This is a genomic window from Frigoribacterium sp. SL97 (genome assembly GCF_026625765.1).
Taxonomy (GTDB): Bacteria; Actinomycetota; Actinomycetes; order Actinomycetales; family Microbacteriaceae; genus Frigoribacterium.
In genome coordinates this window covers 3554850-3568156 of record NZ_CP113062.1, presented here as the reverse complement: position 1 = coordinate 3568156, position 13307 = coordinate 3554850, and the positions used below count along the sequence as shown (strand labels likewise).

The 13307-nt window shown below is 72.7% G+C and carries 15 protein-coding genes; 9 read left to right on the top strand and 6 right to left on the bottom strand.

Going from position 1 to position 13307, the window contains the following annotated elements; genetic code table 11:
* Window positions 1-13: 13 nt before the first annotated feature.
* Together OVA02_RS17385 and OVA02_RS17380 are read right to left on the bottom strand one after the other, a co-directional pair.
* Window positions 14-1396: an MFS transporter gene (locus OVA02_RS17385; protein ID WP_056047345.1), complete on the bottom strand. Its 1383-nt coding sequence runs from the start codon at window positions 1394-1396 to the stop codon at window positions 14-16.
* On the bottom strand, window positions 1393-1854 hold the full coding sequence (locus OVA02_RS17380) for a MarR family winged helix-turn-helix transcriptional regulator (RefSeq protein WP_055978010.1): 462 nt from the start codon (window positions 1852-1854) through the stop codon (window positions 1393-1395). The genes OVA02_RS17385 and OVA02_RS17380 overlap by 4 nt, the downstream gene beginning before the upstream one ends.
* 101 nt (window positions 1855-1955) lie before the next feature.
* Here OVA02_RS17380 and OVA02_RS17375 point away from each other — a divergent pair, with 101 nt between their 5' ends.
* The gene (locus tag OVA02_RS17375; RefSeq protein WP_192124160.1) at window positions 1956-3182 is read left to right on the top strand and encodes a multidrug effflux MFS transporter; all 1227 of its coding nucleotides are present in this window, start codon (window positions 1956-1958) and stop codon (window positions 3180-3182) included.
* 112 nt (window positions 3183-3294) lie between these two features.
* Window positions 3295-3714, top strand: coding sequence for a VOC family protein (locus OVA02_RS17370; protein ID WP_056047339.1), 420 nt, complete (start codon window positions 3295-3297; stop codon window positions 3712-3714).
* A gap of 121 nt (window positions 3715-3835) precedes the next feature.
* Here OVA02_RS17370 and OVA02_RS17365 read toward each other — a convergent pair whose 3' ends face one another.
* Window positions 3836-4540, bottom strand: coding sequence for an HAD family hydrolase (locus OVA02_RS17365; RefSeq protein WP_173151914.1), 705 nt, complete (start codon window positions 4538-4540; stop codon window positions 3836-3838).
* A gap of 171 nt (window positions 4541-4711) precedes the next feature.
* Here OVA02_RS17365 and OVA02_RS17360 point away from each other — a divergent pair, with 171 nt between their 5' ends.
* The 6 genes from OVA02_RS17360 to OVA02_RS17335 all read left to right on the top strand — a co-directional run bounded on the left by OVA02_RS17360 (window position 4712) and on the right by OVA02_RS17335 (window position 10765).
* A complete protein-coding gene (locus OVA02_RS17360) occupies window positions 4712-5464 on the top strand; it encodes an SDR family NAD(P)-dependent oxidoreductase (RefSeq protein WP_056047333.1) in 753 nt (250 codons plus the stop codon).
* 133 nt (window positions 5465-5597) lie between these two features.
* Window positions 5598-6275: a response regulator transcription factor gene (locus OVA02_RS17355; protein WP_200413617.1), complete on the top strand. Its 678-nt coding sequence runs from the start codon at window positions 5598-5600 to the stop codon at window positions 6273-6275.
* The gene (locus tag OVA02_RS17350) at window positions 6268-7872 is read left to right on the top strand and encodes a sensor histidine kinase (protein WP_267658931.1); all 1605 of its coding nucleotides are present in this window, start codon (window positions 6268-6270) and stop codon (window positions 7870-7872) included. Before OVA02_RS17355 ends, OVA02_RS17350 begins: the two co-directional genes overlap by 8 nt.
* A gap of 230 nt (window positions 7873-8102) precedes the next feature.
* Window positions 8103-8759: a PepSY domain-containing protein gene (locus OVA02_RS17345; protein ID WP_056047323.1), complete on the top strand. Its 657-nt coding sequence runs from the start codon at window positions 8103-8105 to the stop codon at window positions 8757-8759.
* Between the two features lie 71 nt (window positions 8760-8830).
* On the top strand, window positions 8831-9706 hold the full coding sequence (locus OVA02_RS17340; protein WP_056047320.1) for an alpha/beta fold hydrolase: 876 nt from the start codon (window positions 8831-8833) through the stop codon (window positions 9704-9706).
* A 9-nt stretch (window positions 9707-9715) separates the two neighbouring features.
* Window positions 9716-10765: a lipoate--protein ligase family protein gene (locus OVA02_RS17335; RefSeq protein ID WP_056047318.1), complete on the top strand. Its 1050-nt coding sequence runs from the start codon at window positions 9716-9718 to the stop codon at window positions 10763-10765.
* Window positions 10766-10858: 93 nt separating this feature from the next.
* On the opposite strand, the gene OVA02_RS17330 is transcribed toward OVA02_RS17335, so the two are convergent.
* Window positions 10859-11143: a GNAT family N-acetyltransferase gene (locus tag OVA02_RS17330; protein ID WP_056047314.1), complete on the bottom strand. Its 285-nt coding sequence runs from the start codon at window positions 11141-11143 to the stop codon at window positions 10859-10861.
* A gap of 71 nt (window positions 11144-11214) precedes the next feature.
* Here OVA02_RS17330 and OVA02_RS17325 point away from each other — a divergent pair, with 71 nt between their 5' ends.
* Window positions 11215-12075 carry a DNA-methyltransferase gene (locus OVA02_RS17325; RefSeq protein ID WP_159825869.1) on the top strand — a complete coding sequence of 287 codons (861 nt, stop codon included), beginning with the start codon at window positions 11215-11217 and terminating at the stop codon, window positions 12073-12075.
* 114 nt (window positions 12076-12189) lie between these two features.
* On the opposite strand, the gene OVA02_RS17320 is transcribed toward OVA02_RS17325, so the two are convergent.
* Together OVA02_RS17320 and OVA02_RS17315 are read right to left on the bottom strand one after the other, a co-directional pair.
* On the bottom strand, window positions 12190-12360 hold the full coding sequence (locus OVA02_RS17320) for a hypothetical protein (protein ID WP_157485415.1): 171 nt from the start codon (window positions 12358-12360) through the stop codon (window positions 12190-12192).
* Between the two features lie 150 nt (window positions 12361-12510).
* Complete coding sequence (locus OVA02_RS17315; RefSeq protein ID WP_200412817.1) at window positions 12511-13107, bottom strand: MarR family winged helix-turn-helix transcriptional regulator; 597 nt, start codon at window positions 13105-13107, stop codon at window positions 12511-12513.
* Between the last annotated feature and the right edge of the window lie 200 nt (window positions 13108-13307).

Sequence of the window (13307 nt, the reverse complement as noted above, 5' to 3'; positions counted from 1 at the left end):
CCGCGCCTCCCGGTCAGGACGGTCGCGTCGCCGTGCCCTCGTCGACGGCGAACTCGGCCGCGGTCTCGTCGCGCGCCCGGGCGGCGGCCGCGTCGCCGTCGTGCTGCAGGCGGTAGTGGAACCGGCCCGCCCCGAGCACGGGCAGCGCTCCGGTCACGGGCTCGGGCTCGCCCCCACGGACGCGGCGCACCCGCAGGTGTTGCCCGCGGACGAGCCAGACGATCGCGACGCCGGCCGCCACGAAGCCCGACGCCGCCGCGACGCCGATGGCCCAGCGCGGTCCGGCGACGTTCGCGACCCAGCCGACCATCGGTGCGCCGAGGGGCGTGCCGCCGGTGAAGACGGCCATGTAGAGCGCCATGACGCGCCCGCGCATGCGGGGTGCCGTGGTCAGCTGCACGGTGGCGTTCGCCGTCGTCATCAGGGTGATCGAGGCGAGTCCGACGGTGACGAGCACGGCCGCGAAGCTCCAGTAGGTCGGCATGACGGCGGCGACGAGGCAGGTCACGCCGAAGGCCAGGGCCGCCGTGACGAGCACGCGCCAGCGGGGCTTCTCACGTCGGGCCGAGAGCAGGGCGCCGACCAGCGACCCCACCGCGATCGCCGACGACAGCAGGCCGAACCCGCTCGCGTCGACACCGAACTCGACGCTGGCCATGGTCGAGGTGAAGATGGCGAAGTTCAGGCCGAAGGTGCCGATGACGAAGACCATGACGAAGACGACGACGAGGTCGGGCCTCTCGCGCACGTACCGGAACCCCTCGCGGATCTGGCCCTTGGCCCGCGACACGGCCGGCTTCAGCTCGAGCTGGGCCACCCGGATGAACCGCAACGACAGCAGCACGGCCGCGAACGAGCCGGCGTTGATCAGGAACACCCACCCCGTGCCGATCGTCGCGATCAGCACGCCGGCGACCGCGGGGCCGACCAGGCGTGCGCCGTTGAACGACGCCGAGTTCAGGCTGACGGCGTTCGTCAGGTGGCCGGGGGGCACGAGTTCGGACACGAAGCTCTGCCGCACCGGGGCGTCGATCGCGGCTGCGACGCCGAGCAGGAGGGCGAAGAGGTAGACCATCCAGAGCTGCACGCTGTCGGTGAGGACGAGCACGCCCAGGCCGAGCCCGAGCAGGCCCATGCTCAGCTGCGTGACCATCAGCAGTCGCCGCCGGTCGAACCGGTCGGCGATCAGCCCCGTGATCGGCACCATCAGGATCGGCGGGGCGAACTGCAGCGCCATGGTGATGCCGAGGGCCGTGGCGTCGTTGTCGGTCAGGTCGGTGAGCACGAGCCAGTCCTGTGCCGTGCGCTGCATCCAGGTGCCGATGTTGGACACGAGCGCCCCCGCGAACCAGAGGCGGTAGTTGAACAGCGACAGGCTGCGGAACATGGCGCTCACGAGCGGGTCAGCTTCCGCAGGATCTCGGTGGCGTCGGCCAGGGTGCGGCGCTCGTCCGCGGTGAGGGCCGAGAGGCGGGGCACGAGCCACTCGTCCCGACGTCGACGCGTCTCGAAGACGAAGGCGGCGCCGGCCTCGGTCGTCTCGAGCAGCACGCGGCGCTTGTCGTCGTCGTCGACCGTGCGACGCAGCAGCCCGGCGTCGACGAGCTTGCCGACGGTCCGGTTCATCGACGGGGGAGTGACGCCCTCGTGGGCGGTCAGCGCCCCGATCGTCAGCGGTTGGTTCTGCACGACGTAGCCGAGGGCGGCCATCTGGGCGTCGGTGACGTCGGCGTCGGCCTTCTGCTGGCGCAGGCGGCGGGCGAGCCGCAGCACGGCGCCGCGCACGTCGGTCGCGAGGTGGGCGTGCGGCACGGCCCGGGTGGCGGAGGGGGCGGGAGGCGCGGAGTCGGTCATCGCCGGGCCACGATACTCGTTTAGTTCGGCTAAGTAAACGTCTGGTCGCGGTCCGCGTGCGACGCGACCCCTCGGGGCGCCCCGCGCCTAGGCTCGTGCCGATGAGAGACGACGACGTCCCGGCCGAGCCGAGCCGCCCCTCCTGGTTGTCCGCGAGGGGTGCCGTGCTGACGGTGGCGATCGTCGTGGGCATCTCGCCCTTCGCGACCGACATGTACATCCCCGCGCTGCCGGCCATCGCGCGCGACCTCGGGGCGTCGACGGCCGAGGTGCAGCTCAGCCTGACGGCGTTCCTCGTCGCGTTCGCGGTCGGGCAGATCGTGATCGGGCCGATCAGCGACGGTCGGGGCAGGAGGCGCATCCTGCTGGGCGGGACCGTCCTGTTCGCCCTCGCCTCCCTCGCCTGCGCCGTGGCTCCCGACGCGGCCACCCTCGTCGTCGCGCGCGTCGCGCAGGGCCTCGGCGGCGCGGCGGGCTCGGTGGCCGCCCGGGCCATGGTGGGCGACGCGACGACGGGCCTCGTGCGCAGCAGGCTCTTCGCGACGCTCGCCGCGATCAACGCCGTCGGCCCGGTCGTCGCCCCGCTCGTGGGCGGTGTCGTGCTCTCGGTGTCGAGCTGGAGGGCGACGTTCGTCGTGCTCGCGGTGCTCGGGGCCGCCCTGACCTGGGCGGCCGCGCGCCGTCTGCCCGAGACGCTCGTCGACCCCGAGCCGGGTGCGGGCTCGCTGGTCGCCTCGCTGCGACGGATGGGCACGCTGCTCGCGATGCCGCGCTTCCGGTGGTACCTCGTGACAGGGTGCGCCGCGACGATCGGGTTCTTCTCGTACATCGCGACGTCGTCGTTCGTCTTCCAGGAGCAGTACGGCTTCGGCGAGGGCCTCTACACGCTCGTCTTCGCCTCGAACGCGTCGTGCATGATCGCCTCGACCCTGGTGTTCCGCCGCCTCGTCGGGCGCTTCGCCGAGGACCACCTCTTCACCGTGGGGCTCGTCACCTGCACCGTGGGGTCGGCCCTCGTGCTCGTCGGTGCGCTGACCGGCGTCGGCCCGGCACTGATCTGGCCCGCGCTCGCCCTCGTGACGGCGGGCTGGGGCTGGGTCATCCCCGGGTCGATCACCCTGACGCAGGCGCTCGGGCACCGCGCGCCCGGTACGGCCGCCGCGCTCGCGGGCGGCCTGCAGTTCGGGCTCGGCGGTGCCGCTACCCCGCTCGCCGGGGCACTCGGCGGCACGGCCGTGGTCATGGGCGCGCTGATGCTCGGGTTCATCGCCGCCGGTCTGGCCGTGCAGCTGTGGGCGTCGTCGCGAGGCGGCACCTCGGCGACCTGACCCCGGGGGCCCGACCCGCGCCTCCTGCCGTCGATCCGGGGCTGGTGCGCCGGCCCGGGTGGTGCCACCCTGGGCTCGACGCCATCCGGCGCCGTGACCCGAGGAGGCCCCCGTGACCGTGCAGCTCACCCCGTACCTGGCGTTCCGCTCCGAGGCGAGGGAGGCGTTCGACTTCTACGCCTCCGTCTTCGGCGGCAGCCCCACCTTCAGCACCTTCGGCGAGTTCGGCGTCGGCACCCCCGACGAGGCCGAGAAGGTCATGCACGCCCAGCTGGCCACGCCGTCGGGCCTGCTGCTGATGGGGGCGGACCGCCCCGACTCGTACCCGCTCGAGGAGGCGAGCAGCGTGTCGCTCTCGCTCTTCGGCGGACCCGACGACGCCGAGACGCTGACTGGATGGTTCGACGCGCTCGCCGAGGGCGGCACCGTGCACGAGGCCCTGTCGCAGGCGCCGTGGGGCGACTCGTTCGGCATGCTCGACGACCGCTTCGGCCAGCACTGGATGGTCAACGTCGGCGGCACCGCGGCCTGAGTCGGCACCGCGGCCTGAGCCGGCACCGCGGCCTGAGCCGGGGCACGCCCGACGGACGAGGAGGCGCGGTGGCGGTCGCCGAGGTCGCCCCGCCCGCCCTGCCTGCCAGGCCCGCCCCGCCTCAGTCGCGTCCGAGCCGACCGATCACGCTCTCGTCGAGTCGGGCGAGCAGGTCGGCCACGTCGTCGTAGACCTCCTCGGCCCCCGCCTCGACCAGCTCCGCCCGGGAGAAGCCGCCGCTCAGCACGCCGATGCAGGTCACGCCCGCCCGGTGCGCGGCCTCGACGTCCCACACGGCGTCGCCGACCATGACGGCGCGTTCGGCCGGCACGTCCGCCTTGTCGAGGGCGACCTCGACGATGCCCGGGTCGGGTTTCGCGGTCTCGACGTCCTCGCTCGAGGTGACGGCCCAGAGGGCGTCCTCGACGTCGAGCAGGTCGCGCAGCGCCTTCAGCTCCTCCTCGGGCGCGCTCGTGGCGAGCACGACGCCGTGCCCCCGGCGAGCGAGCTCGGCGAGCAGGTCGGTCGCCCGCCCGAAGACGTGCAGGTCGCCCCGCTCGCCGAGGTGTTCGGCGTAATGGCGTGAGTGCGCGTCCTTGGCGTCGTCGAGGAGGCGCGTGGCGGCGTCCTTCCCGACCAGCCCCTCGACCAGCAGGGACGAGTCCTTGCCGATCGACCGGTGGATGCGCCAGCTGTCGACGGGGTGGCCGACGTCGGTGAAGGCCCGCGACCAGGCGTCGACGTGCGCGAAGTTCGAGTCCACCAGGGTGCCGTCGATGTCGAAGAGGACGGCGGTGGACGGAGGGGAGGACGTGGGGGAGGTCATCCCGCCACCCTGCCCCCGAACGAGCGAAGGTGCACGGACTGCACGAGATCGGCCCGGATCAAGACGACACCTGTTGCTCATGGGTGCCTGCGGGCGTACGTTCGCAGACGGGCTCGTCGACGAGCCCGACCGGCCCCGACGGTCGGCCCACGAACGAGGAAGGCACGCACCATGGCACGGTTCAGCGACAAGACGGCACTCGTCACCGGCGGAGGCAGCGGCATCGGCGCCGCGATCTCGCGCTCCCTGGCGGCCGAGGGGGCATCGGTGGTCGTCACCGACATCAAGCTCGACGCGGCGCAGGGCGTCGTCGACCAGATCGTCGCCGCGGGCGGCACGGCCGTGGCGTTCGAGCAGAACACCGCGAAGCCCGAGCAGTCCGAGGCGGCCGTCGAGTTCGCGAAGACGACCTACGGTGCCCTCCACCTCGCGGTCAACAACGCGGGCATCGGCGCCCCCGCCGCCGACATCGGCGAGTACGACATCGCCGCCTGGGACCGCGTCCGCTCGGTCGACCTCGACGGCGTCTTCTACGGCCTGCGTTACCAGCTGCCCGCGATGGTCGAGGCGGGCGGCGGGTCGATCGTCAACATGAGCTCGGTGCTCGGCTCGGTCGGCATCGCCCAGAACGCCGCCTACGTCGCGAGCAAGCACGCCCTGGTCGGCCTGACCAAGGTCGCCGCGCTCGAGTACTCGAAGCGCGGCGTCCGCACCAACGCGGTCGGCCCCGGCTTCATCGACACGCCCCTCGTCCGCGCCTCGCTCGAGGGCGACGCGCTCTCGTACCTCGAGTCGCAGCACGCGACCGGTCGCCTCGGGACCGACGCCGAGGTCTCGGCGCTCGTCCTCTTCCTGCTGAGCGACGAGGCGTCGTTCGTCACGGGCAGCTACCACCTCGTCGACGGCGGCTACTCGGCGCACTGACGACGGTCCCTCAGGAGGCGCGGTGCGGGGAGTCCTGCGCCGCGCCTCCGCTGCCGGTCCGCTTCAGCCCGGCTTCAGCGCGCTCCCGCCATGATGGGCACGACGCGCACCCGGCGCGACCGAGGGAGGCCCCGTGCGCGTGCTCGTCGTCGAGGACCAGGCGACCCTGGCCGAGGGTCTGCGGCTCGGGCTCGAGGCCGAGGGGATCGCGGTCGACGTCGCGGCGACCGGCACCGACGGGCTCTGGCGGACCCGTGAGGGCAGCTACGACGTGGTCGTCCTCGACATCATGCTGCCCGGCATGAGCGGCTACGCCGTGTGCCGGGCGATGCGCGAGGGAGGCGACTGGACCCCCGTCATCGTGTTGACCGCCAAGGACGGCGAGTGGGACCAGGTCGAGGCCCTCGACACCGGCGCCGACGACTACCTCACCAAGCCGTTCTCGTTCGCCGTCCTGCTCGCCCGGCTGCGCGCCCTCGTCCGCCGCGGTGCCCGTGAACGCCCCGTGGTGCTCGAGGCCGGCGACCTCCGCGTCGACCCCGCCTCGCGGACCGTCCACCGTGGCGACGTCGAGGTCGAGCTCACGAGCCGCGAGTTCGCGGTGCTCGAGTTCCTCATGCGTCACGCCGGCAGCGTCGTCACCAAGCGCGAGGTGCTCGACGGGGTCTGGAACGACGACTTCGAGGGCGACCCCAACATCGTCGAGGTGTACGTGCGTCACCTGCGCAACAAGGTCGACCGGCCGTTCGGCCGAGAAGCCATCGTCACGCTCCGGGGGGCGGGCTACCGTCTGGAGGCGCGGGGTGGCTGAGCGGGCCCCTCGCCGCCCGGCTCCAGGGCCCGGGCCGTCCGCCGGCACCGGGCCGCGGCGGGTGCGACGGGCGTCGCTGCGGTCGCGCATCACCGTGGCCGCCGTGCTCGCCGTGGCGCTGACCCTCGGGGTGTTCGCCCTCGTCTTCGCGCTCGTGCAACAGGCCGTGCTCGCCGACGCCCCGCGCCAGGCCGCCTCGGCCGACGTGGACCGCGCCGTGTCGGCCCTCGCGATCGGTTCGACGCCGAGCGTGGCCGTCGCGGGCGAGACGGACGGGTCCCTGGTCGTCGTGACCGACGCGTCCGGGCGCGTGCTCGCCGTGGGAGGCGACGACGACTTCGCCGACGTCGCCTCGTCGATCGCGTCGTCCGGTTCGGGGGACCGGGTCTCGCTCGACGGCGACGCGTTCGTCGTCGAACGCGAGGACGTCGGGGTCGAGAGCACCGCGACGCCGACGCCGGCCGCGTCGACCCCGACCCCGACGCCGACCCCCACGGATGACGACGACGACGACGCCGACGCCGACTCCGGGTCGGGCGGCTCGCGCCCCGACGACGGCGAGGCGGACGACGACGCCACGTCCTCCACCGACGTCGCCACCCCCGTCCCCACCCGGGTCGTCACGACCGGGTACGGCGTCGTGGCCGCGCGCTCCCTCGAGGAGGCGAGCGCCGCCTCCTCGGCCAGTCTCGTCACGCTCGGCGTGGCGATCCCGGTGGCCCTGCTCGTGCTCGGCGTCACCACCTGGCTCGTCGTGGGCCGTGCCCTGCGCCCGGTCGAGTCGATGCGCCGCGAGGTCGACACGGTCACGGCCCAGAGCCTGTCGCATCGGTTGCCCGACCCGGGCGGCGGCGACGAGATCGCCCGCCTCGCCCGCACGCTGAACGGGATGCTCGACCGGCTCGACTCGTCGGCGACGGCCCAGCGGCGCTTCGTCGGCGACGCCTCGCACGAGCTGAAGACGCCGCTCGCCACCATCCGGCAGCACGCCGAGGTGGCCTTGCTCCACCCCGGCAGCATCGACGGTGCGGCCCTGGCCGGCACCGTGCTCGGCGAGGAGGCGCGGTTGACGGCGCTCGTGCAGGGCCTGTTGGTCCTCGCCAGGGCGGACGAGGGCGCCCTGGGCGTGACGCGCCGCCCGGTCGACCTCGACGACCTCGTGTTATCGGAGACCGCCCGCCTGCGCGGGGTCGCCCGTGCCGACGGTCGGGGGCCCCTCACCGTCGACGCCACGGCCGTCGGCCCGGCTCGCGTCGACGGCGACGAGGGGTTGCTCGGCCAGGTCGTGCACAACCTCGTCGCGAACGCGGCCCGGCACGCCGACGCCCGCGTCGCCGTGGCCCTCGTCGAGCGCGACGGAGGCGTGGTCCTCACCGTGGACGACGACGGCGCCGGGGTGGCCGAGGCGGACCGCGAGCGGGTGTTCGACCGGTTCGTGCGCCTCGACGAGGCCCGCGCCCGCGACGCGGGCGGCAGCGGACTGGGGCTCGCCATCGTGCGCGAGATCGTCCGGGTCCACGGAGGCGCGGTGTCGGTCACGGCCTCGCCTCTCGGAGGTGCCCGGTTCGTGGTCCACCTCCCCGCCGGTCCCGCCTGACCCGAGCGCCCCACCGGGTGGTCGGCGGGTTCCCGCCCTGCGGGGCGGGTGCGCGCCGACCCGCCGAGGGGCACGTGGACCCGCCCGCTCCGGTGACGCGACCCGCGCCTCCTGAACGGATCTTCAGGTCGCTTCAGGACCGCTTCAGTGCCCTCTCGCGAGAGTGGGGTCCATCGGCTCGAGAGAGCGACAGACCCGGCCGCCCGGCGGCCCCACGAACGGAGCGAACCATGCTGAAGAACACCCTCACCAAGAAGAAGTCCCTGCTGATCGCCGGCGGAATCGCGGGCGTCCTCGTGCTGGGCGGCGGCGGCGTGGCCCTCGCCTCGGGCCTCGACGACGGCGTGTCCGCGCAGACCCGCGACCGGGCCCAGGAGGCGGCGCTCGCCGAGACCGGCGGCGGCACCGTGACCGAGGTCGACACCCTCGACGACGGACTCGTCGGCTACGAGGTCGAGGTCGTCCTGCCCGACGGTCGCGAGGCGACGGTGCTGCTCGACGACGACTACTCCGTCACCTCGAGCCGCGTCGACGACGACGACTCGCGCGGGTCCGGCGCCACCCCGACGCCCGTCGCCGGCGAGGACCGCGACGACGACTCGCTCGGGTCGGACGCCACCCCGACGCCCGTCGCCGGTTCGGGGCGCGACGACTCGACCCGCGACGACTCGGCCCGTGACGACGACCTGACCGGCGCGGACTACGACCGGGCCGCGGCCGCCGCCCTCGCCGCCGCCGGTGGGGGCACGGTGACCGATGCCGACCGCAGCGACGACACCGGCGTGGCCTACGAGGTCGACGTGCGCCTCGACGACGGCACCGAGGTCGACGTCGACCTCGACCAGGCGTTCGGCGTGGTGCGCACGGACGTCGACGCCCGGCGCTGACGGGACAGGGCCCGGCGGGCCCGGGCCGGACCGGCCCGGCCCGCGGGGCTCCGTGATGGGAGACTGGCTCCGTGCCCACCTTCTCCGCCGCCCGAGGCGACTACGAGTTCACCGATGCCCACGGCGTGACCGTGCACTACTACGTCTGGAAGGCGGCGTCGCCCAAGGCCGTGGTGCAGCTCGCCCACGGCCTCGGCGAGTACGCCCTGCGCTACGAGGACCTCGCGCAGGACCTCGTGCGGGCCGGCTACACGGTCTACGCGAACGACCACCTCGGTCACGGCGAGACCGGCCTCGGCCAGTGGGGCGGTGACCACACGAAGCTCGGCCGCCTGGGCCCGTCGGGGCTGCGCGGGGCCATGGAGGCGGTGGTCCGGTTGACGGGCATCGCGCGCTCCGAGAACCCCGGCTCGCCGCTCGTGCTGCTCGGGCACTCGTGGGGCTCGTTGATGGCGCAGAAGCTCGTCGACGAGGGCTCCGACCGGTTCGACGCCGTCGTGCTGAGCGGCACGGCCTATCGCATGCCCGGCAGCATGAACGCGGGCGACCTGAACGCCCGGCACGCCCACCTCGGCGACACCGGCTACGAGTGGCTCAGCCGGGACCAGGCCGTGGTCGACGCCATGGCGGCCGACCCCCTGTCGGTGCAGGCGACGGCCCGACAGCTGTTCGGCACGGCCGACACGCTGCGGCTGATGGGTCGCCCCTCGACCCGGCTCGCGAGCGACCTCCCCGTGCTCGTCCTCGTCGGCGACGACGACCCGCTCGGCGGCGAGGCCAGCGCCCGCAAGCTCGCCGATGCGTACGTCAACCGCAGTCGGCTCAGCGACGTCGAGCTCGTGGTCTACCAGGGCGCCCGGCACGAGGTGTTCCGCGAGACCAACCGCGACGAGGTCGTCGCCGACCTGGTGCGGTGGCTCGACGACCGCGTGGGGCACCAGGCATAGGCTGCGACCATGCACGGTGAGTACAAGGTCCCAGGCGGAAAGCTCGTGGTCGTCGACCTCGACGTCAGAGAGGGGCGCATCGCCGGGTTCCGTCTCGCCGGTGACTTCTTCCTCGAGCCCGACACGGCGCTCGACGCCGTCGACCGGGCGGTGAACGGCCTGCCGGTCGAATCCGACGCGGCGACGATCGCGGCGACGATCAAGCAGGGGCTGCCGGCCGACGCGGTGCTGCTCGGCTTCTCGCCCGAGGCGATCGCCGTGGCGATCCGCCGCAGCCTCTCGAAGGCGACCGACTGGCGCGACTACGACTGGCAGATCATCCACGACGCCCCGGTGTCGCCCAACGTGCACCTCGCCCTCGACCAGGTGCTCACCGAAGAGGTCGGAGCGGGCCGCCGCGGGCCCACGCTCCGCTTCTGGGAGTGGGACCAGCCCGCCGTGGTCATCGGCAGCTTCCAGTCGTTGAAGAACGAGGTCGACCTCGACGCCGCCTCGACCCATGGCTTCGAGGTCGTGCGCCGCATCAGCGGCGGCGGTGCGATGTTCATGGACGCCCAGTCGATCGTGACCTACTCGCTCTACGCCCCGGGCGAGCTCGTGCAGGGCATGAGCTTCGCCGACTCGTACGCGTACCTCGACGAGTGGGTCATCACGGCGCTCAAGTCGCTCGGCATCGACGCCTTCTACCAACCGCTCAACGACATCACCAGCGCCAAGGGCAAGATCGGCGGGGCCGCGCAGAAGCGCCTGGGCAACGGGGCCCTGCTGCACCACGCCACCATGTCGTACGACATGGACGGCGACAAGATGGTCAAGGTCCTGCGCATCGGCCGCGAGAAGATGAGCGACAAGGGCACCACCAGCGCCGCCAAGCGCGTCGACCCCCTCCGGAGCCAGACGGGATTGTCCCGCGCCGAGATCATCGAGCGGCTCAAGCAGACCTTCACCGGCCTCTACGGGGCGACCGAAGGGCACGTCACCGAGGCCGAGCTCGAGAAGGCCGAGCAGCTCGTCACCTCCAAGTTCGCGACGCCCGAGTGGCTGGCGCGCGTGCCCTGAGCACGTGAGGGGCGCCGTCGAGGCGACCCGCGCCTCCTGCCGGGGGTACGGCTCGGCGGTCTCGCCGTGGTCGCCTCGGCGGCCGCACCGCGGTCAGCGGTCGAGCAGCTCGCGGTAGTCGACGTGGTCCTCGACGAAGTCGACCACGAACGGGCAGACCGGCACGACGCGCAGGTCGGTGTTCGCGCGCACGTCGTCGAGGGCGCCCTGGACGAGCCGGGCCCCGAGGCCGGCGGATCGTCGGCTGGGGTCGATCTCGGTGTGGGTGAAGCGGATCTCGTGGCCGGCGACGTCGTAGGCCGCGAAGCCGATCGTCTCGCCGTCCTCGACGAGGGCGTACTGGTTCTGGGTGGGGCGGTTCTCTACCTCGGTGGTCATCCCGACACGCTACGCGCCCCGGGCCGGGAGTCGGGCGCGTGTCGGTGCCCGCCAGGCAGCAGAATGGTCGGATGCCCCTCGACTGGACCACCGCCTCCCCGAGCCTCGTGGTCCACGGCGACGCCCTCGACGTCACGGCGCAGCTGCCCGACGGCGGGTTCACGATCGTCTACCTCGACCCCCCGTTCAACACCGGACGGCAGCAGCGTCGCCGGTCGACGACGTCCGTGCGCAGCGCCGAGGACTCGACCACCTCGGTGGCGGGCTTCAAGGGCGTGCGGTACGAGCGCATCCGGGGCGACCTGATGGGCTACGACGACCGCTTCGAGGACTACTGGTCGTTCCTCGAACCGCGCCTGGCCGAGGCCTGGCGGCTGCTGGCCCCCGACGGCACCCTCTACCTGCACCTGGACTACCGCGAGGCGCACTACGCGAAGGTGCTGCTCGACGCCCTGTTCGGGCGGGACTGCTTCCTGAACGAGATCATCTGGGCCTACGACTACGGCGCCAAGAGTCGCACCCGGTGGCCGACCAAGCACGACACGATCCTGGTCTACGTCAAAGACCCCACGAAGTACCACTTCGACTCGACGAGCGTCGACCGCGAGCCGTACATGGCCCCGGGGCTCGTCACACCCGAGAAGGTCGCCCGGGGCAAGCTGCCGACCGACGTGTGGTGGCACACCATCGTGTCGCCGACCGGTCGCGAGAAGACCGGCTACCCGACGCAGAAGCCCGAGGGCGTGTTGCGTCGCATCGTGCAGGCCTCCAGCCGCGAAGGCGACTGGGTGCTCGACTTCTTCGCCGGCAGCGGCACCACCGGGGCGGTGGCGGATGCCCTCGGTCGTCGTTACCTGCTCGTCGACAGCAACGAGGAGGCGGTGGCCGTCATGCGCAGACGGCTCCCGTCGGCGCAGGTCGAGTCGGTCTGACGGCGTGCAGGTCGGCGGCCGAGACGGCCGTCGTGACCGAGCCGCGGACGAACGACACGAGTTGCTCGTGGGTCAGACCCTGCATCTGCTGGGCGGAGAAGCCCGACGGGCACGTCATCGCACGACGCCGAGCGCGAGGAGCAGGGCGGCGACGAGACTGACGCTCGCGCCGGTGGCAGCCGTCGCGATGACGGCCAGCGTTCGCTGGCGGGCGGTGTCGCGCACCTCGGAGAAGGTGCTGCGGGCGGTGGTGCGGTCGCTGCGAGCGACGTCGATCGTGGTCATGTTCGGCTCGTCTCTGGCACCCCTGCGATGCCTGGCGGAACGGTGGGACTTCGGACGGTCACGACACCGCCGTGAATCGGTGTCGCGCGGTCAGACTGTCACGTCGATGGTTAGTCGATCTAGTCAGTTCACCAGTTGTTCGCTCAACGGCTAGGACGGATGGTGACCCGTGCCCGTGCCCGTGCCCGTGCCCGTGCCCGTGCCCGTGCCGGCCCGGTCGGCCGGATCGCCGTCGACGTGGTGGTCGTCGATCTCGATCGCGGCCGTCATGCGCTGCAGGAAGCCCACGACCACGGCCGCCTCGTCGGCGTCGAGCGACTCGGCCGTCGAGATCATGCGGGCGTGCATCGCCGCCATGGTGTCGCGCACCTCGGTGTTCGAGTCGCCCGTGGCGGTCAGCAGGACCCCGCGCTTGTCGGTCGGGTGGGGGTGGCGCAGCATGTGCCCGCTCGCGACGAGGCGGTTGATCAACACCGACGTCGACGCCGAGGTGATCTTCAGCTGGGCGGCCAGTTCTTTCGCGCTGACGGGGTCGCCGAGCCGCTGGGCCCGGAGCAGGAACCGCAGGGCCGCGAGGTCGGTGTCGTTCATCTTCATCGACTTGCGGGTGCGGGCCCGCATCGCGACCTCGGCGGCACGGTAGGCGCGGAGGGTGTTCAACACCGTGACGCCGCGCTCTTCGGTGCTGCTGCTGTACCAATAGCCGGACGCGTCGAAGGGCGCGGCGGTGGCGTGCTGATCGGGCATGAGGGGGAGTCTAGCCCCGTCGCTAGTCCGTCTAGCAAAAAGTCATCGCTGACCAGGTTTTTCTCGTTGTCAACCCCTGTGCTGCGGCTCGTGGCCGTCCTAGGCTCGACATGTCCGCCTCGAGTGGGCAGAGGCGTCCCGCCGTGTCGACCAGAGCTTCACGCAGGGAATCGATTCGGTGGGGCGTCCCATGACGGAGA

What these genes read in the sequence shown, in the direction of transcription:
- OVA02_RS17325 (WP_159825869.1), top strand. Translation starts at nt 11,215, where the DNA reads ATGCCCCTCGACTGGACCACCGCCTCCCCGAGCCTCGTGGTCCACGGC.
- OVA02_RS17380 (WP_055978010.1), bottom strand. Translation starts at nt 1,854, where the DNA reads ATGACCGACTCCGCGCCTCCCGCCCCCTCCGCCACCCGGGCCGTGCCG.
- OVA02_RS17345 (WP_056047323.1), top strand. Translation starts at nt 8,103, where the DNA reads ATGCTGAAGAACACCCTCACCAAGAAGAAGTCCCTGCTGATCGCCGGC.
- OVA02_RS17360 (WP_056047333.1), top strand. Translation starts at nt 4,712, where the DNA reads ATGGCACGGTTCAGCGACAAGACGGCACTCGTCACCGGCGGAGGCAGC.
- OVA02_RS17365 (WP_173151914.1), bottom strand. Translation starts at nt 4,540, where the DNA reads ATGACCTCCCCCACGTCCTCCCCTCCGTCCACCGCCGTCCTCTTCGAC.
- OVA02_RS17335 (WP_056047318.1), top strand. Translation starts at nt 9,716, where the DNA reads ATGCACGGTGAGTACAAGGTCCCAGGCGGAAAGCTCGTGGTCGTCGAC.
- OVA02_RS17320 (WP_157485415.1), bottom strand. Translation starts at nt 12,360, where the DNA reads ATGACCACGATCGACGTCGCTCGCAGCGACCGCACCACCGCCCGCAGC.
- OVA02_RS17375 (WP_192124160.1), top strand. Translation starts at nt 1,956, where the DNA reads ATGAGAGACGACGACGTCCCGGCCGAGCCGAGCCGCCCCTCCTGGTTG.
- OVA02_RS17330 (WP_056047314.1), bottom strand. Translation starts at nt 11,143, where the DNA reads ATGACCACCGAGGTAGAGAACCGCCCCACCCAGAACCAGTACGCCCTC.
- OVA02_RS17315 (WP_200412817.1), bottom strand. Translation starts at nt 13,107, where the DNA reads ATGCCCGATCAGCACGCCACCGCCGCGCCCTTCGACGCGTCCGGCTAT.